Below are 18,204 nucleotides of genomic sequence, written 5' to 3' on the forward strand. Positions count from 1 at the left end.
GGTGCGGGGGGCCGTCGGGCGCTCACGGTGCAGGAGGAGATCTTGTGCCTGGCCTTCGCCGAGGTGCTGGGTCTGCCCGAAGTCGGCGTGGAGGATGACTTCTTCGAACTGGGCGGGCATTCGCTCCTCGCGGTGCGCCTGGTCAGCCGGATCCGGTCCGTGCTGGGTGTGGAGATTGAGATCCGCACGCTGTTCGAGTCGCCCACGGTGGCGGCTGTGGCTGCCGGGCTGGCCGGTGCGGAGGCGGCCCGGATGCCGCTGACGGCCGCAGAGCGCCCGCAGAGGGTTCCCCTTTCCTACGGGCAGCGCCGGATGTGGCTCATCGCCCAGCTGGAAGGCCCCAGTGCCACCTACAACATCCCGGTCGCCGTGCGCCTTTCCGGTGCTGTCGACGAGCAGGTCCTGAACACCGCTCTGCGGGATGTTCTCGTACGCCACGAGGTCCTGCGCACGGTCTTCCCGACCGTGGACGGTGAGCCTTATCAGCGGATCTTGGACAGCGAAGAGCTCGACTGGCAGCTGGCCGTGGCCGACGTGACGCCGGAAGAACTGCCCGCTGCTGTCGCTGAAGCGGAGCGGTATGAGTTCGACCTGTCCGCCGAGGTCCCGATCAGGGCGTGGCTGTTGCGGGCGGGTTCCGAGGAGCAGGTACTGGTCGTGGTGGTTCACCACATCGCGGGTGACGGCTGGTCCTGGGCCCCGCTGGCCAGGGACCTGTCCACCGCCTACGCCGCTCGCGGCGAGGGCCGGCTTCCCGACTGGGAGCCGCTGCCAGTGCAGTACGCCGACTACGCGCTGTGGCAGCGCGAAGTACTCGGTGACAGCGAGGAACCCGACAGTCTGGCCGCCCGCCAGGTCGCCTACTGGCGCGAGACGCTTACCGGCCTGCCCGAAGAGCTGGAACTGCCCTTCGACCGGACCCGCCCGGCCATAGCCAGCCACCGGGGTCACCGGGTGCCGCTGGTGATCCCCGCCGGCGTGCACGCGCAGCTCCGAGAGGTCGCCCGTGCCGAGGGGGTGACCATGTTCATGGTCCTCCAGGCCGGTCTGGCCGTACTTCTGTCCAGGCTCGGTGCGGGCACCGACATCCCCATCGGCGCCGCGAACGCCGGCCGTACGGACGAGGCGCTGGACGACCTCGTCGGCTACTTCGTCAACACCTTCGTACTGCGCACCGACCTGTCCGGCGACCCCACCTTCCAGGACGTGCTCGCGCGGGTCCGGGAGGCCGGTCTGGGTGCGTTCGCCCACCCCGACGTGCCCTTCGAGAAGCTCGTCGAGGAGCTGTCCCCGGCCCGCTCGATGGCCCGCCACCCGCTCTTCCAGGTGATGCTGCTGCTCGAGAACACCGCCCAGGCGGTGCTCGACATGCCGGGTCTCAGCATCGGCCGGGGCCCCGGAGCAGCGCCGGCCGGCGACCCGGCGGGCACCTCGACCGTGAAGTTCGACCTGGATGTGAACATGGTCGAGCTCCTCGACGGCGACGGCGCGCCCGCCGGGATGCACGGCGCGATGACCGCCGCGGCGGACCTGTTCGACCCGGCCTCGGTCACCCGGATGGCCGAGCGCCTCGTACGGGTACTCGCCACGGTCTCCGCGGAGCCGAGAGTCCGGGTCAGCGCGGTGGACGTCCTGGACGAGGACGAGCGCCGGCGGATGCTCACCGAGTGGAACGACACCCCCCTCGAGGTGCCGCACACGACGGTGGTGGAGCTGTTCGAGGCCCAGGTCGCCCGTACGCCCGACGAGGTCGCGCTCACCTTCGGTGACGTGCAGCTGACGTACGCCGAGTTGGACGCGAGGGCGAACCGCCTGGCGCGATACCTGATCGGGCGGGGCGTCGGGCCGGAGTCGATCGTCGCGGTCGTCTTCGAGCGCACCGTCGACCTCGTCGTGGGGCTGCTCGGCGTGATCAAGGCCGGGGCCGGATACCTGCCGATCGACCCCAACTACCCGGCGGACCGGATCGCCTATGTGATCGCGGACTCGGGCGCGGTCTGTCTGCTGTCCTGCGAGGGCATGCGCGACCGGCTGAGCGAGTTCGAGGTGGGGAGCGCGGAGCAGACTTCCGTACCGGTCGTACTCCTCGACGACCCGGTGGTGGCCGATGAGCTGGCCGGTTTCCCGGACGGCGTCGTGGCCCAGAGCGAGCGGACCCGGGCCCTGCTGCCCGAGCACCCGATGTGGGTGATCTACACATCCGGTTCCACCGGCCGGCCCAAGGGTGTCCTCGTGGAGCACCGGGCGATCGTCAACTTCCTGGAGTCGATGCAGGACCGGTTCCCTCTGAGCGCGGACGACCGGCTGCTCGCCGTCAGCACGCACGGCTGCGACATGGCCGGCTTCGAGTTCTACCTGCCGCTGGTCAACGGTGCGCGACTGCTGCTCGCCGCGCAGGAGCAGGTGCTCGACCCGTGGGCGCTGCGGGAGCTGATCCGCTCCGCCGGGGTGACCATGGTGCACGCCACCCCGAGCCTGTGGCGTGGGCTGGCAGCCGACACCGGCGACGAGGTGGACTGGACGAAGGTGCGGGCGTTGATCGGTGCGGAGGCCCTCCCCAGCGACCTGGCCCGCATCCTGCTCGCCAAGACGCCGACCCTGACGAACCTCTACGGCCCGACCGAGACCACGGTCTGGTCGACCGCCAAGGAGCTCAGCGGGGACTCGGCCGACGCGTCGTCGATCGGCGTCCCGATCGGCAACACGCAGGTGTACGTGCTGGACGAGCGGCTGGCCCCGGTGCCGACGGGCGTCGCCGGCGAGCTGTACATCGCAGGTCAGGGCATGGCACGCGGGTACCTCGGACGGCCCGCTCTGACGGCAGGCCGGTTCGTAGCCTCACCGTTCGCCCAGGGCGAGCGGGTCTACCGCACCGGGGACGTGGTGCGCTGGACCGCGGACGGCGACCTGCAGTACGTGGGCCGCTCCGACGACCAGGTGAAGGTACGCGGGTTCCGCGTCGAGCTGGGCGAGATCGAGGCGGTCGTGTCCGCGCACGCCTTGGTGGCCCAGGCCGTGGTGCTGGTACGGGAGGACACCCCCGGTGACAAGCGGCTGATCGCCTACGTGGTGCCGGAGCGGGACGCGGCGGCCGAGCAGCTCCACGGGCTCGGCCAGGCGGTGCGAGCGCTGGTACAGGACCGCCTGCCGGCGTACATGGTGCCCTCGGCGGTGGTCGTGATCGAGAAACTGCCCCTGATGCCGAACAGCAAGCTGGACCGCAAGGCGCTGCCCGCTCCCGACAGCACGGCGGGGGAGGAACCGCGCAGCCGTGCGGTCACCTCCTTCGAGGAGGGGCTGTGCGAGGCGTTCGCCGAGGTACTCGGCGTGGAGACGGTCGGCGTGGACGACGACTTCTTCGCGCTGGGCGGGCACTCCCTGCTCGCCGTCCGGCTCGTGGACCGGCTGCGGGAGCGCGGCGTGTCTGTTGCGGTCCGCGACCTGTTCGCTGCCCCGACGGTGACCGAGCTGATGAAGCGGATGAGCCTGTCGTCGGTCCGCGACGCACTCGACGTGCTGCTGCCGATCCGGGCCGAGGGCGCCAGGCCGCCGTTCTTCGCGATCCACCCGGCGGGCGGCCTGAGCTGGTGCTACATGCCGCTGGCCCGGTTCGCTCCGGCCGACTTCCCGCTGTACGGGATCCAGGACCGCGGTCTGGACGGCACGACCGAACTGGTCGGCTCCGTCCGGGAGATGGCTGCGGACTACGTCCAGCAGATCCGCTCCGTACAGCCGCACGGTCCGTACCACCTGCTCGGCTGGTCCTTCGGCGCCGTCGCGGCGCACGAGATGGCCGTCCAGCTGCAGGACTCCGGCGAGGAGGTCGCGGCGCTGGTGATCCTCGACCAGTACCCGTGGGAGCCGGACCCGGAGCCTTCGACCGACGCGGACGGCGAGTCCGCCCACCGGGACGAGGCCGCCGAGCCCGAGCCGGACGACGAGGAGACCCGCCTGGAGCGGCTCACTGAATTCGTACGGCAGCAGGCCGGCGACACGCTCGGCGCGACGACCGACGAGGAGTACCGGACCATCGCGCGGATCGTCCTCAACCACCGTGTGATCCAGCGGGAGCACGAGCACGGACGGTTCGACGGCAACGCGCTGCTGATCGTGGCGGAGGAGGGCAAGTCCGAGGACTTCGCCGCGGGGGCGTCCTGGAAGCCGTACGTGACGGGTGAAATCGTGGAGACCGGCATGAAGTGCGCACACCACGAGCTGGCCAAGCCCGAGAGCCTGGCCGGAGTGTGGGAAGCAATCTCGGAGTGGCTCGGCCTGGAAGGCTGATCCACCGACCGCGGGGGCGGTCCGACGGCTTCGTGCCGTTGGGCCGCCCCGCCGCGTTCATGCCGGATGCGGCAGGGCAGCAGGCGCGCGAAAAAGGGTGGCCACCCCTCGGGGCGACCACCCTGTGCGTGCGCGGAAGGCTCAGACCGGATCCAGGACGGCCGATACGAGGCTCGGTTCGACATTGCCGCCGCTCAGCAGTACCCCGACATCAGTGCCACGGCCGGCGGAGTACTGCAGCGCGGCGGCCAGAGCGGTGGCCGCCGCGGGCTCGATCACCAGCCGGGCGTGCAGGAAGGCGACGCGCAGCGCATCGGCTATGGCAGATTCCTCGACCGTGATCACGGTGGATACGCTCCGACGCGCCAGGTGGAAGGGCAGACTGCCAATCCGGTCGGGACGCAGTCCATCGGCGATGGTTTCGAGCGCGGACACTGTCACCGGCTGCCCCGCGCGAAGAGCGGCGCCGAACGCCGGTACCGACGCGGGCTCCGCCCCAACCACCGTCAGGCCCTGCCCGGAGGCCGCCAGGCAGGCGCCCGCGATCGCGCTCCCGCCACCGATCGGCACCACCACGGAATCCAGGCTCACGCCTTCCGCGGCCACCTGCTTGATCAGCTCCGCGGTGGCACTGCCCTGACCGGCAATCACATCGGGGTCCTGGTAGGGGTCTACTACGTCCAGGCCGTGCAGTTCGCGCAGCTCCTCGACCACCGCCTCACGTTCGGCGAGCACCGTACCTGCGAGCACCACCACGGCTCCGCTGTCGCGAATGCGCCTGACCTTGATCGGTGCCGCGTCGGAGGGCAGGACCAGCACGGCCGGGAGCCGGTGCTCGCGGGCGGCCAGCGCCACGGCGATGGCGTGGTTCCCGGTGCTCTGAGCGATGACCCCGCGGCTGCCCTCTGAGGCCAGTCGCTCGACCGCGAGGAGCGCGCCGCGTACCTTGAACGATCCCCCGCGCTGGAGGTTCTCGGCCTTGAGCCACAAACGGGCGCCCGACAGAGCGTCCAAATGGTCGGAGCGAACTACAGGGGTCCGCCATACCCGACCCGCCAGGCGGTCCGCGGCACGATCGATGTCCATGCTGGTGAGTTGCGGAATCTCGTTGCCCGGCGATATGGCCAATTCTTCCCGCGTCCATGCATGACCCACTGAGGGCTCCTTATGAGGGCGAATCTGCGAATGCCGCAGACATGCCCGTCATCCTGGCATGGAGGTTCTCCCAGCGGAATGTTCGCACCGATGTCCGAGCTGGAAGTGGTAATTCCTTCAAAGACAAAGGGGTTGGCCGCTCAGCTCGGGAGCTCCACCAGGCCGCTTTCGTAGGCGATGATGACCAGCTGGACCCGGTCGCGGGCCTCCAGCTTCGATAGCAGCCGGGTCACGTACGTCTTGGCCGTCGCGATGCTGATGAACAGGCGGGCGGCGATCTCGCTGTTGGACAGACCGGTGCCGACGAGGCTGAGCACCTCGCGTTCCCGGTCGGTGATGGCGGTCAGTTCCCGCCGCTTCCTGGGCGCCGCCGTGGTGCCCACGGAGAAGCGCTTGATCAGGCGGCGAGTGATGCTCGGAGCAATCAGCGCGTCCCCCGCAGCTACCACCCGGATCGCCGAGAGGATGTCGTCCACCGCCATGTCCTTGACGAGGAACCCCGATGCGCCGGCACGTAGCGCCCCGTAGACGTAGTCGTCGTCGTCGAAGGTGGTCAGCACGATGACTTGCGCCCTGCTGGGCCCAGCGATGACCTGCCGTGTGGCCCCGATGCCGTCCATACCCGGCATGCGGATGTCCATCATCACCACGTCGGGGTCGGCACTCACGGCGAGTTCGACCGCCTCGATGCCGGTGCTGGCCTCCGCCACTACCTCGATGTCGGGGGAGTCGGTGATGACCATCTGCAGGGCGGCCCGGATGAGCGGCTGGTCGTCGGCGAGCAGAACACGGATGGTCATGAGATTCCTGACGGTACGGGGAGGCGGGCGGCGACCCGGAAGCCGCCTTCTGGGCGTGGTTCTGCACGGAAGTCCCCGTGCAGTAGGTCGACTCGCTCGCGCATGCCGATGAGTCCGTAACCGGAGCCCGAGCTGTTGCTGCGGCCGGGCCCGCTGTCCAGGACCTCGATGGAGAGCTCGTCGTCCTGACAGTCGATGGACACCTGGCAGGAGCCCGCCGCGGCGTGACGCACCACGTTGGTGACCGCCTCCTGGATGATCCGGTAGGCGGACATGTCGATTTCCGGGGGAAGTTGCCGCCGCTGGCCGCGCCAGCGGACATCGACCCGTACCCCGGCTTTCGTTGTCCGTTCCGCCAGCCGGTCGATGTCCGCGAGGCCGGGCGCCGGATCGAGCGGTGCCGTCTCCGCCTGCTCCCCCGGCTGCGCCTGACGCAGGGCTCCGAGCATCCGGCGCAGGCCCGACAGGGTCTCCCGGCCGGCGGCTTCGATCGCCTGCAATGCGGCACGGGCGGTGGTCGGCTGGGTATCGATGACCCGGCTCGCCGCACCGGCTTGCAGGGCGATGATGCCGATGCTGTGCGCGACCATGTCGTGCAGCTCGCGGGCGATACGCAGTCGTTCCGCGGTGACCGCCTGGGTGGTCAGCTGGGTGCGCAGTGCCTGGGCATGCCGACGGTCCTCGCGTACCGAACGCCCGATCAGCCAGGCGACGACGGAGGCCAGCACCATGACGAGTACGGCAGAGGCGCCGAGGCTCGCCCCGAGCAGCAGCCGGGTGAGCAAGTAGCAGGACATCATGCCGAGGGCCCATCCGGCGGCGGCGCGACCCGTGCGGCGCGGCTGGGTCGCGGTGATGCAGCCGAGCGCGACGTCGAAGGCCACGAACTGGGCCAGCGGGATGTCCAGCACGCTCAGCGTCGTCGAGGCAGCGACCGAACCGCCCAGCAGTAGCGCCAGGGCCGACAGGGGCCGGTGGCGCATCAGCGCGCAGGCGAGCAGCGCCATGACGGTGGCCGCGGCGATGACGAGCGTGTAGCGCAGGGGGCTGGAGCCGGGGCTCATCGGGTCCTGCCCACCCGGGAGCCTGACGTGCACGAGGATCGAGTACGCCGTGGCCGCGCACCAGGTAAGAGCCGTCCAGGCTTCCGGTGACAGGCGTTTCAGCAGCGGAAGAGGTGGCGTGGCGGACATGGACACGATGGTATCCGCCGACCTCTGAGGGGACGTCGAACCACGGGTGTACACCCGCGGTCGACAGTGCCGGAGGACAAGGTCAGCCGCCCGTCCGATGCGCTCGGGGGGCGGATTGCGGAACCATCGGAACATGATCGAAGTGAACGGACTAACGAAGCGTTACGGCGGTACCACCGCCGTCAACGGGCTGACCTTCACCGTGCGGCCCGGCCACGTCACCGGCTTCCTCGGCCCCAACGGCGCGGGTAAGAGCACCACGCTGCGGATGATCCTGGGACTGAACGAGCCGAGCAGCGGCAGCGTCACCATCAACGGCCGGTCGTTCCGCGATCTCCCGCGCGGGATGCGCCACGTCGGCGCCCTCCTTGACGCGGGGGACGTCCACGGCGGGCGGAGCGCGCGATCCCATCTGACCGCGCTGGCCGTGAGCAACCGCATTCCACGCAGCCGGGTGGACGAGGTTCTGGGAGAGGTCGGCCTGACCGCCGCCGCGGGCCGCCGGATCGGCGGGTACTCGCTCGGTATGCGCCAGCGCCTCGGTATCGCCACCGCCTTGCTCGGCGACCCGCCGGTCATGCTCTTCGACGAGCCGCTCAACGGCTTGGACCCGGAGGGCGTGATGTGGGTCCGCGGCCTGTTCCGCAGGCTTGCCGCCGAAGGCCGAACCGTGTTCGTCTCCAGCCACCTGATGAGCGAGATGGAGGCCACGGCCGACCACCTCATCGTCATCGGCCGAGGCGAGCTGATCGCCGACGAGACCCTCGCGGAGTTCGCCGCCCGCGGTACCCGGCTGAGCGTGGCGGTGGACACCCCCGACCCGGCCGCGCTCACCGCTGTGCTGAGCGCCCAGGGCGCGACCGTGCAGGCGGATGGCACGCTGCTCACGGTGACCGGCCTCACGGCCGCCCAGGTCGGCGAGTTGGCCTTCAACCACCGCGTGCTGCTGCATGAACTGACAACCCGGAACGCCACATTGGAAGACGCCTTCATGGAACTGACCGCTGACAGCGTCGAATACCTCGCAGGAGAGCACCGATGAGCACCACAACGTTGGACGCGCCGGTCAACGTCTCGATCGACGAGCCCCGCGCCCGGTTCCGCGACCTTGTCTCCGCCGAGTGGATCAAGCTGTGGTCGCTGCGTTCGACGGTATGGGCCTTCGTGGCCGCCGCGGTGGTCATCGTCCTCTTCAACGTGAACGCGGCGTACGCCGACTACAGCAACTGGCCGGGCTACAGCGAGGAGACGAGGGCCGAGTTCATCCCGAGCTGGGCCCTGCGCGACGCGTTCACCAATTTCGCCGGCAACGGGGTGATCTTGGCCATCAGTGCCATCGGCGCGCTCACCGTGACCAGCGAGTACAGCACGGGGTTGATCCGTACGACCTTTGCGGCCGTACCCGTCCGCCGCTCTGTCATGGTGGCCAAAGTGATCGTCGTCACGGTGGTCACCACGGGATACGGCGCGCTGTCCGCGGGAGCGTCCTTCTTCCTGACCCAGGCGATCCTGTCGGGGCGGCATGCCGGAATGTCGATCACCGACCCCGGCGCGCTGCGGGCCATGGCCGGCGCCGCGCTCCTCGCACCGGTGTCGGCACTGGTCGGGATGGGCCTGGGCGCGATCATCAGGCACAGCGCGACCACCATCGTCACCAGCGTCGCCATCCTGCTGATGCTGCCGATCAGCCTCAGTGGCGACCACTACTGGACGGCCCTCTTGGGTCACGCCACGCCCCATTACGCGTGGACGCACCTGATGGAGGGGGACAACATCACGTGGGCCCAGTACGCCTACCCGACGACTGTCGCCGGAGCATGGATCGTCTACGCCGTATGGGGGCTGATCGCCGCCGTGCTCACCGTGGTGGTCCCCTCCCGCCGCGACGTGTGAGGACACGGCCCCGGCGGGCCGAGCAAACACGACAGGGTGTCATCGATTACCAGAGGTCACCACCAGTACCCCCTTGCGATCGGCGCCGAGCGTCGGCCGCAGGGGGGTACTTGCGTTGACGGGTTCCGGCACCAACGGTGCAGGCGTCGGGAGCGGCCACCGGGGGACGGGTGTTGAGCGGGCTGTTCACGTGACGGCGAGCTGACCGCACGGTCACTATGGGGGCACCTCAAGATCTCCGCGTACCCCATGAGCCGTACGCGCACGGGCGCGAGCAGGCGGACCGATCCCGCGCCGTGCCTCCTGGGGCCACCCCGGCTCCAGGTATCCCTCCTCCTGATTGCGAGGCGCCATGGCCTGCCGACCGCTCCACTCCCGGTCCGCCGTCCCCCATCTCCCGGAATCAGCGGATGCCTGACGGCCGCGACGTCCTGGGGAAGCTGATCGACCTGCTGGAGGCGAGCTCCGCGTCCTACCGGATGATTCCGCACGAACCCGAGGGCCGTACCGCCGCGGCGAGCCTCCTGCGCAGGCACCCGCTGGAACAGGCCGCCAAATGCATGGTGGTCCGGGTCGCCCTCGGCAAGCGTGCCCGGCGCTACGTGCTCGCGGTGGTCCCCGGTGACCGTCAGGTGGACCTGGACGCGCTGGCCGACCGCTACGGCGGTCGCGAGGCCGCGTTCGCGGCCCGAGAGGTCGCCGAACGGCTGGCCGGCAGCGTCAGCGGTTCCATCACCCCGTTCGCGTTCTCGCCCGAGCTGGAACTGCTCGTCGACGAGGGGTTGCTGGCCAACGATGAGATCTATTTCAACGCGGGACGGCTCGACCTGTCCCTTGCGCTCTCCGTCTCGGACTACCTGGCTCTCGCCAGGCCGGCCGTCGCGCCGATAGCCGCCTGATGGTGTGGGCGGGCGGAGCCGCCGCCCGGCCCACCAGTGTTCAACTGTCGCGTCAAAGCAGTTGAACAAGAGCAGTACAGCTCGGCCGCCGGCCGTCGCCCTGTGCACGGCCGCGAGGCGCAGGGAGTATTGATCAAACACATGTCTCCGGGCCATCCTCCTTCGGGAGGCCGGCGTTGTCGTCGGCGCCTCGAACTTCAGGGCCTTGCCATTCGCTGTGGCTCTTTGTTTCTCCACCATCTGCTGCCCTGAAAAGGGCTACGGGCACACGTGCGTGCCCCGGATCGGTCCATTGTTTCCATTTCTCCTGGAGGGAGGGCGCAGATGTCTGAAGAGCAGCTGTTTCTGCGGTCCAAAGTTATTATCGAGCCGCTGGTGGACAGGTTTTTCGCCTGGCCGTACACCATTGCGCCGGTACAGGCGGCGATGAATCTGGCATTCCTCCAGGTTCCCCTGCTCGAGTCGTACCTGCAGTCACCGCAGGTCCACATCGCCGCCAGCAACAACCCCGAACTTCGTGGCGGCTATTTCATCAACATCCCCGAGGAGCGCGCCGACGAGGTGCGTGACCTGCTGGCCGCCATCAAGCGGGACCGGGCCGACATGCTGCGCTTCGCGGAGGCGATCGCCGCCGGCCAGGAGCTGTTGCGCGCCAACGCCACCGGCTTCGACCTGACCCCGCTGTACCCGAAGCTCCCGCCGGAGCTGGGCGGTCTGGTCGAGCTGGCCTACGACACCGACAACCAGGCGCAGATGCGCTTCATGGAGCCCGTCGTCTACAAGAGCAACGTCTACCAGGAGGCGCGCCAGTCGGTGCAGCTCTCCTTCGAGACCGGCATCGAGCGTCCGTTCATCCTGAGCACGCCGCGCCTTCCCTCGGCGGACGTGCTGGAACTGAACATCCCGTTCCGTCACGAGGGCCTGGCCGAGCTGTTCAAGTCCCGGGTCAATCCCACCACGCTGGCCCACCTGCGCGAGGCGCTGGAACTGAACGACGCCCAGGCCGCCCAGGTTCGCACCATGCTGACTGATCGTCCGAGCCTGGCCGAGGACCGTCACATCGAGGGCGGCGGCCGCATCCGCTACTTCGGCCACGCCTGCCTCGTACTCCAGACGCCCGAGGCCGCGATCGTCACCGACCCGTTCATCAGCGCGGACAGCACAGCCGGTGACCGCTACACCCTGGACGACCTGCCGGACTACATCGACCTGGTCCTCATCACCCACGGCCACCAGGACCACATCGTCCTGGAGACGCTGCTCCAGCTGCGCGGCCGCCTCGGGGCGATCGTGGTCCCCCGCTCCTCGCGCGGAAACCTGGCCGACCCCTCGATGGCACTGATGCTGCGCCACCAGGGCTTCAACGTGATCGAGGTCGATGACTTCGACGAAGTAGAGTTCCCCGGGGGCAAGATCACCGCCACCCCCTTCCTCGGCGAGCACTGCGACCTCGACATTCGCGCCAAGTCGACCTACTGGGCCGAGCTGGCTGGCAAGAAGGTCTTCATCGGCGCAGATTCCTCGGGTATCGAGCCCTCGCTCTACCGCTACATCAAGCAGCACCTGGGCACCGCCGACATCGCCTTCCTCGGTATGGAGTGTGACGGCGCCCCCCTGACCTGGCTCTACCAGGCCCTGCTCACCATCCCGGTCACCAAGAAGATGAGCAACTCGCGCAAGCTGTCCGGCTCCAACGCCGAGCAGGCCGCCGCGATCATGACCGAGCTGGGCGCCACGGAAGCGTACGTCTATGCCATGGGCGAGGAAGACTGGCTCGGCCACGTCATGGCCACCACCTACCACGAGGACACCTACCAGATCAAGCAGATCGAGGAGTTCATGAAGTGGTGTGCCGACCGCGGCATCAAGGCCGGCCACCTCTTCAAGCAGCAGGAGTGGCGCTGGTAGGCGCCGCTTAGCGGTACGGGAGCGTCGCCCAGGGCGGTGCACGGAAGTCGCGAAGAACGGGCGGCAGGCGTGTCCCCCCTGTGCGGCGGGCCCGGCCGACAGGCACCGACCGTCTCTTGGCCATCCTCAGGAGGTACTCCATGGCTGTTCAGGACATAGCGTTCGTCGAGTTGTACACCCGGGACAAATTGGCTATGGCCGAATATTTCGAGTCAGCCATGGGCTTCACTCGGGTCGCGGACTCGGTTGAGGTCGACCGTAGCTCCGTTCTGCTGCGGCAGGGCACCACCCAGGTGGTCGTCACGTCAGGACCAGGAACCTGGAGGTTTCTGGAAGACCACGGGGAGGGCATCGCCGACATCGCGCTGACCTGTGATGATGTCGCGGCCAGCCGAGACTCGGCGATCGCGGCCGGCGCCAAACCCGTCGGCTCCCTACGACAGAGCCCGGCCGTGACCGCCTTCGGTGACGTCACGCACACCCTGCTGCCGCAGACCGCGGAGCACCCGGGAACGGTGCTGCCCGCAGGCCGCCGGTGGACCCCCTCGCCCGGCACGTCAGCTGGGGCCGAGCGCCTGATCCTGGCCCTGGACCACATCGCGGTCTGCCTCGAAGGGGGCACCCTCGCCGCGCACGCGGACTTCTACGAGGAGGCCTTCGGTTTCTCCCGCCTGTCGGCCGAATACGTGGCCGTCGGTGGTCAGGCCATGGACTCCATAGTCGTCCGCAGCGCATCAGACCGTGTCACCTTCACCCTGGTCGCACCGGACCCGGACAAGGAACCGGGCCAGCTCGACGGCTTCCTGGCCCGTAACGCCGGTCCTGGCGTGCAGCACATCGCCTTCCTCGTCGAGGAGATCATCCCCGCGGTCCACGAGTTCCGTGGCCGCGGTGTGGAATTCCTGAGCACCCCGGACGGCTACTACGACCTGCTGGCCCAGCGGTTCGCCGGCCTGCGGATGGAGATCGAACAGCTGCGGGAGGCCCAGGTGCTGGCCGATCGCGACGAGTGGGGTCATCTGCTCCAGCTCTTCAGCCGGTCGCCGTTCGAGCGCAACACCCTGTTCTTCGAACTCATCCAGCGCAACGGCTCCCGTGGGTTCGGCAGCGCCAACATCCGCGCCCTGTACGAAGCGGTAGAGCGTGACCGGCTGGCCGCCCGATGACCGGAAACGAACCCCTCACTGCCGCGACGGACACGTTCCACACCCTTGCAGACTGCGCCGACCTGGCTCGCCGTCGCATGGCCCCCGCAGTCTGGGACTTCTTGGCGGGCGGCGCAGGCGATGAACGGACGCTCGCGGCCAATCTAGAGGCCTTCGACCGGATAAAACTGCGGCCACGCGTCTTGGCCGGCTTCGGTCTGCCCGACATCGAGACCAAGATCCTCGGCCGGACCTGGGGTGCGCCGGTCGCCATCGCACCGATGGCCTATCACACACTGGCCGACCCGCTGGGTGAGGTCGCCACCGCCCGCGCTGCCGGCGGGGCCGCAGTCCCCCTGATCGTCAGCACCTTCGCGGGCCGCACCTTCGAGGACATCGCCGCTGCGGCCTCAAGCCCCCTCTGGCTCCAGGTGTACTGTTTCCGCGACCGCGCAACCACGCGCGCGCTGATCGAACGCGCCGAAGAGGCCGGATTCGAGGCGCTCGTCCTGACGGTGGATGCTCCACGGCTGGGTCGGCGGACGCGCGACCTGCGCAACAACTTCAGGCTGCCGCCGGGCATCGAGCCGGCCAACCTCGTCGGCGGAGGATTCTCCTCGCCCAGCGCCCACGCGCTGGCCGAGTTCGATGCCTGCCTGGACTGGTCCGTGATCGAATGGCTGGGGTCCGTCAGTTCGCTTCCCGTGCTGGTCAAGGGCATACTCACAGCCGACGACGCACGAGCGGCCATTGAGGCCGGTGTCGACGGCATCGTGGTGTCCAACCACGGCGGCAGGCAGCTGGACGGTGCTCCGTCGACCCTCGAGGTGCTGCCCGAGATCGCGACGGCCGTCGCAGGCGCCTGCCCGGTCCTCGTCGACGGAGGGATCCGGCGCGGCTCGGACGTACTGGCCGCCCTTGCGCTCGGCGCGGACGCAGCGCTCCTCGGCCGACCTGTACTGGACGGCTTGGCGCTGGGCCAGGAGCAGGGCGTGGCACGCGTGCTGGACATCATCACCGACGGACTGACCGAGGCGATGATGCTGACGGGTACGCGTTTGGTAGCCGACGCCGGACCAGAACTGGTGCAGTCTCACACGGTCACCCCGCAGCCGTATGCGGAGCCGGCCGTACGGACCGCTCCCCGGAGCCCGGCCCCGCACCCCAGCGGGCCGCTGCGCAGGGAGGAACTGCACGCCAGCCTGCGTGATCCGGTGCTGGACACGATGAACTTCCTCAACGAGATCACCCACCGGTTCCCCGAGGCGATCTCGTTCGCGCCCGGCCGTCCGTACGACGGCTTCTTCGACACCGGTCAGATCTTCGACCATCTGCGCCGCTACCTCGACCACCTGGAGACAGGCGGGGCCTCGCCCAGCCGGATCCGCTCCATGCTCTTCCAGTACGGCCCGACCAGCGGCCACATCAGAGAGCTGATCGCGGACTCGCTGCGCAAGGACGAGGGCGTCGACGTGCCCCCGGAGTCGATCGTGGTCACCGTCGGCTGCCAGGAGGCGATGTTCCTGGCTGTGCGGGCGCTCATCTCCGGCCCCGACGACGTGCTGCTTGTCTCCAGTCCCTGCTACGTGGGGATCACCGGCGCGGCCCGCCTGCTGGACGTCGAGCTGACCGCGGTCGCGGAGCGCGAGCAGGGATTCCGTTGCGCCGACCTGGAGGCGGCGATCACCGCCGAACGGGCACGCGGACGGCGCCCCCGCGCCTTCTACGTGATCCCCGACCACTCGAACCCCTCGGGTACCACCATGCCCCTGGAGACCCGGCACGAGCTGCTCGAACTCGCGGCCCGCCACGACATCCTCCTGCTGGAGGACAGCCCCTACCGGATGGTCAGTCCGGGGCGGCAGCTGCCCACCCTCAAATCACTCGACCGCGAACACCGGGTCGTACAGCTGGGCTCCTTCTCCAAGACTCTCTTCCCCGGCGCCCGGGTGGGCTACGCGGTCGCCGACCAGCCGGTGACCGACAGCTCCGGAACCGTCGGCCTGCTGGCGGATGAGCTCACCAAGATCAAGAGCATGATCACGGTGAACACATCGGCGGTGAGCCAGGCCGTCGTGGCGGGCATGCTGCTCGCCGCGGACGGGCGCACATCGCAGCTCAACACCGAGACGGCCGCGTACTACGGACACGCGATGCGGGTGACGCTGCAGCAGCTGGACGAGAACTTCCCGGCCGGCGAAAGAGAGGAACTCGGGATCCGCTGGAACGAGCCCAGCGGGGGATTCTTCCTGTCGGTCACTGTGCCTTTCCACGCAGACAACACCGCACTGGTGAGGTCGGCGAAGGAATTCGGTGTCGTCTGGACACCGATGTCCTACTTCTACCCCCAGGGCGGCGGAGAGCAGGGCATGCGGCTGTCCGTCAGCTCCCTCACCGATTCCGAGATCTCCGACGGAATCAAGAGGCTGGCCGCCTTCATCAGAGTGCAGGCGGCCCAGGCCGGACCAACTGTCACCTCAGAAAGGACGATTCGATGACGAACCCATTCGACGACCCCGACGCCAACTACGTGGTCCTGGTCAATGACGAGGGGCAGCACTCCCTCTGGCCCGTCTTCGTCGACGTGCCCGAAGGCTGGCAGAAGGTCCACGGCGAGGCCGCCCGCCAGGACTGTCTCGACTACATCGAGAAGGCCTGGACCGACATGCGCCCCAAGAGCCTCATCGAGGCCATGGCACAGAACTGACCGGAGCCGCACGGCACTGGCAGCACCACACGGCGGCCGTTTTCGCGACCACGCGGAAACGGCCGTTCGTATCGAGCCACCCGCTGGTCCCCCGATCAGCGTGAGGAGAAGCACCTATGACCGACCGAGTCTCCGCACAGTCCGGCCGGCGCCGAACCGCGATCCCGCGCCAATTCTTGATGTGCCGCCCCGCGTTCTACGACGTCCGCTATTCCATCAACCCCTGGATGCACCCGGAGAAGCCGGTTGACGGCGCACTCGCCCTCAGCCAGTGGGAGACCCTGCGCGACCTCTACCGTGACCTCGGCCACACCGTCCGGGAGATCGACCCGATCCCGGGGCTGCCCGACATGGTCTTCGCGGCCAACGGCGCGACCGTGCTGGACGGGAAGGTGTTCGCCGCCCGGTTCCGGCACGTGGAGCGCACCGCCGAGGGCCCCGCGTATCTGGACTGGTTCCGCCGGCACGGTTACGAGGAGACCCACTGGCCGGAGTACATCAACGAAGGTGAAGGCGACTACCTCCCCGTGGGCCGGCGCCTGCTGGCCGGCACCGGCTTCCGGACCGACCCGCGTTCGCACGCCGAGGCCCAGGAGTTCTTCGGAGTGCCCGTGACCAGCCTGCGCCTGGTCAACCCGTCCTACTATCACCTGGACACCGCGCTGTCGGTGCTCTCCGAGGACGAGGTCATGTACTACCCGGCCGCCTTCTCCGAAGGCAGTCAGGCCGTTCTGCGCGAGCTGTTCCCGGACGCCGTCCTGGCCACCGACGAGGACGCTGCCGTCTTCGGCCTCAACGCCCTTTCCGACGGGCGCCACGTGCTGCTCCCGGAAGTAGCCACCCGCCTGGCGAAGGAGCTCGCGGCGCGCGGCTTCGAACCGATCGGTGTGGACCTGACCGAACTGCTCAAGGCGGGGGGCAGCGTGAAGTGCTGCACGCTCGAACTGCGGGAGTGACCCGTGCGTCCCCCCGGCACCACCTGCCGGCTACCTGGAAGGCTGATTGACGTGTCCGTTGCAGTGTGCCCTGTCCGCAGCAAGACCCGTATGTGGGGATGGACCTTCCGATGACCACCAGCATGAGTCCACCGGCCAACGATCTCCTCGTCCCCGCGGTTCCCGAGTGGAAGCCATCCGCGGGTGCCGCCCGGATCGTGGGCATCGGCACGGCCAACTCCGGGCACTCCTACTCCCAGCGGGAACTACTCGACATATTCAAGATCACGGACCCCAAGGTCCGCTCGGTCTTCCTCAACAGCGCGATCGAACGCCGCTACCTGACCATCCCACCGCGGGACGAGGAAGGCACCTGCCTCCCCGAAGCGCAGGGCGAGCTCCTGGCCAAGCACAAGAGGCTGGCCCTCGACATGGGAGCACGCGCCGTGCGCGCCTGCCTGGAGAACTCCGGCCTCGCGCTGTCGGACATCGACTACTTGTGCTGCACGACCACCACCGGCTTCCTCACCCCCGGTCTGAGCGCGCACCTGATCCGAGAGATGGGAATCCTGCCCAAAACCAGCCGGGTCGATGTCGTCGGCATGGGCTGCAACGCGGGCCTGAACGCCCTGAACGCCACCGCCAGCTGGGCCGTGGCCAACCCCGGCAAGGTCGCCGTCATGCTGTGTGCGGAAGCTTGTTCCGCCGCCTACGTCATCGACGGGTCCATGCGCACCGCAGTGGTCAACAGCCTTTTCGGTGACGGCGCCGCCGCCATCGCCGTCGTCGCCGAAAGCCCGGACGCCGCGCGTACCCCGTCCGACCCGCCGGCCGCCTCGGCAGGCCCGAAAATCCTGGGCTTCGCCAGTCATCTGATCACCGACGCCATCGAGGCCATGCGCTACGACTGGGACGAGGAGCAGGGCAAGTTCAGCTTCTATCTCGATCCGCACGTCCCGTACGTGGTCGGGGCCAACGCGGAGCAGGTCGTCGACCGGCTGCTCGCCGGCGCCGGACTGCGTCGCAGCGCCATCAGTCAGTGGCTGGTGCACTCCGGCGGCAAGAAGGTCATCGACGCGGTCCGGGTCAATCTCGGCCTCACCCGCCACGACGTCCGGCACACCACCGGAGTACTGCGGGACTACGGGAATCTGTCCAGCGGCTCGTTCCTGTTTTCCTACGAACGGCTGATGCAGGAGGGCGCCACCAGGGCAGGGGATTACGGCGTCCTGATGACCATGGGCCCTGGATCGACCATCGAGACCGTGCTGGTGCAATGGTGACG

The 18,204-nt window shown here is 68.8% G+C and carries 13 protein-coding genes; 10 read left to right on the top strand and 3 right to left on the bottom strand.

Annotated features, from left to right (window positions below; genetic code table 11):
* Positions 1-27: 27 nt before the first annotated feature.
* Positions 28-4,284, top strand: a complete 4,257-nt coding sequence (locus tag AC0693_RS09410; protein ID WP_478801374.1) for a non-ribosomal peptide synthetase — start codon at positions 28-30, stop codon at positions 4,282-4,284.
* A 141-nt stretch (positions 4,285-4,425) separates the two neighbouring features.
* Here AC0693_RS09410 and AC0693_RS09415 read toward each other — a convergent pair whose 3' ends face one another.
* From AC0693_RS09415 to AC0693_RS09425, 3 genes are all read right to left on the bottom strand, one after another.
* Positions 4,426-5,439, bottom strand: coding sequence for a threonine ammonia-lyase (locus AC0693_RS09415; protein WP_478801375.1), 1,014 nt, complete (start codon positions 5,437-5,439; stop codon positions 4,426-4,428).
* Positions 5,440-5,579: 140 nt separating this feature from the next.
* Positions 5,580-6,239 (bottom strand): response regulator, encoded by a 660-nt coding sequence (locus tag AC0693_RS09420; protein ID WP_478801376.1) that lies wholly within the window; start codon positions 6,237-6,239, stop codon positions 5,580-5,582.
* Positions 6,236-7,432: a sensor histidine kinase gene (locus AC0693_RS09425; RefSeq protein ID WP_478801377.1), complete on the bottom strand. Its 1,197-nt coding sequence runs from the start codon at positions 7,430-7,432 to the stop codon at positions 6,236-6,238. The genes AC0693_RS09420 and AC0693_RS09425 overlap by 4 nt, the downstream gene beginning before the upstream one ends.
* Positions 7,433-7,565: 133 nt before the next feature.
* On the opposite strand from AC0693_RS09425, the gene AC0693_RS09430 reads away from it, so the two are divergent.
* The 9 genes from AC0693_RS09430 (at position 7,566) to dpgA (ending at position 18,202) form a co-directional block, all read left to right on the top strand.
* Positions 7,566-8,474: an ABC transporter ATP-binding protein gene (locus AC0693_RS09430; protein ID WP_356415441.1), complete on the top strand. Its 909-nt coding sequence runs from the start codon at positions 7,566-7,568 to the stop codon at positions 8,472-8,474.
* Positions 8,471-9,325, top strand: a complete 855-nt coding sequence (locus AC0693_RS09435) for an ABC transporter permease (protein WP_478801378.1) — start codon at positions 8,471-8,473, stop codon at positions 9,323-9,325. The genes AC0693_RS09430 and AC0693_RS09435 overlap by 4 nt, the downstream gene beginning before the upstream one ends.
* Before the next feature lie 410 nt (positions 9,326-9,735).
* Positions 9,736-10,224: a YbaK/EbsC family protein gene (locus AC0693_RS09440; protein ID WP_478801379.1), complete on the top strand. Its 489-nt coding sequence runs from the start codon at positions 9,736-9,738 to the stop codon at positions 10,222-10,224.
* Between the two features lie 324 nt (positions 10,225-10,548).
* The gene (locus tag AC0693_RS09445; protein WP_356415449.1) at positions 10,549-12,132 is read left to right on the top strand and encodes an MBL fold metallo-hydrolase; all 1,584 of its coding nucleotides are present in this window, start codon (positions 10,549-10,551) and stop codon (positions 12,130-12,132) included.
* Between the two features lie 140 nt (positions 12,133-12,272).
* Positions 12,273-13,298, top strand: a complete 1,026-nt coding sequence (hppD, locus tag AC0693_RS09450) for a 4-hydroxyphenylpyruvate dioxygenase (protein ID WP_478801380.1) — start codon at positions 12,273-12,275, stop codon at positions 13,296-13,298.
* A complete protein-coding gene (locus AC0693_RS09455) occupies positions 13,295-15,775 on the top strand; it encodes an aminotransferase class I/II-fold pyridoxal phosphate-dependent enzyme (protein ID WP_478801381.1) in 2,481 nt (826 codons plus the stop codon). Before hppD ends, AC0693_RS09455 begins: the two co-directional genes overlap by 4 nt.
* Positions 15,772-15,984 (top strand): MbtH family protein, encoded by a 213-nt coding sequence (locus tag AC0693_RS09460; protein ID WP_478801382.1) that lies wholly within the window; start codon positions 15,772-15,774, stop codon positions 15,982-15,984. Before AC0693_RS09455 ends, AC0693_RS09460 begins: the two co-directional genes overlap by 4 nt.
* Positions 15,985-16,100: 116 nt before the next feature.
* Complete coding sequence (gene ddaH / locus AC0693_RS09465; protein ID WP_478801383.1) at positions 16,101-16,940, top strand: dimethylargininase; 840 nt, start codon at positions 16,101-16,103, stop codon at positions 16,938-16,940.
* A gap of 110 nt (positions 16,941-17,050) precedes the next feature.
* A complete protein-coding gene (gene dpgA, locus AC0693_RS09470) occupies positions 17,051-18,202 on the top strand; it encodes a 3,5-dihydroxyphenylacetyl-CoA synthase DpgA (protein ID WP_478801384.1) in 1,152 nt (383 codons plus the stop codon).
* The last annotated feature ends 2 nt before the right edge of the window (positions 18,203-18,204 follow it).

Source organism: Streptomyces sp. NPDC043876 (assembly GCF_056435825.1).

Coding starts and splice junctions, on each gene's coding strand:
- AC0693_RS09435 (WP_478801378.1), top strand. CDS start 8,471: ATGAGCACCACAACGTTGGACGCGCCGGTCAACGTCTCGATCGACGAG.
- ddaH (WP_478801383.1), top strand. CDS start 16,101: ATGACCGACCGAGTCTCCGCACAGTCCGGCCGGCGCCGAACCGCGATC.
- AC0693_RS09460 (WP_478801382.1), top strand. CDS start 15,772: ATGACGAACCCATTCGACGACCCCGACGCCAACTACGTGGTCCTGGTC.
- AC0693_RS09440 (WP_478801379.1), top strand. CDS start 9,736: ATGCCTGACGGCCGCGACGTCCTGGGGAAGCTGATCGACCTGCTGGAG.
- dpgA (WP_478801384.1), top strand. CDS start 17,051: ATGACCACCAGCATGAGTCCACCGGCCAACGATCTCCTCGTCCCCGCG.
- AC0693_RS09420 (WP_478801376.1), bottom strand. CDS start 6,239: ATGACCATCCGTGTTCTGCTCGCCGACGACCAGCCGCTCATCCGGGCC.
- AC0693_RS09455 (WP_478801381.1), top strand. CDS start 13,295: ATGACCGGAAACGAACCCCTCACTGCCGCGACGGACACGTTCCACACC.
- AC0693_RS09445 (WP_356415449.1), top strand. CDS start 10,549: ATGTCTGAAGAGCAGCTGTTTCTGCGGTCCAAAGTTATTATCGAGCCG.
- AC0693_RS09430 (WP_356415441.1), top strand. CDS start 7,566: ATGATCGAAGTGAACGGACTAACGAAGCGTTACGGCGGTACCACCGCC.
- AC0693_RS09425 (WP_478801377.1), bottom strand. CDS start 7,432: ATGTCCGCCACGCCACCTCTTCCGCTGCTGAAACGCCTGTCACCGGAA.
- hppD (WP_478801380.1), top strand. CDS start 12,273: ATGGCTGTTCAGGACATAGCGTTCGTCGAGTTGTACACCCGGGACAAA.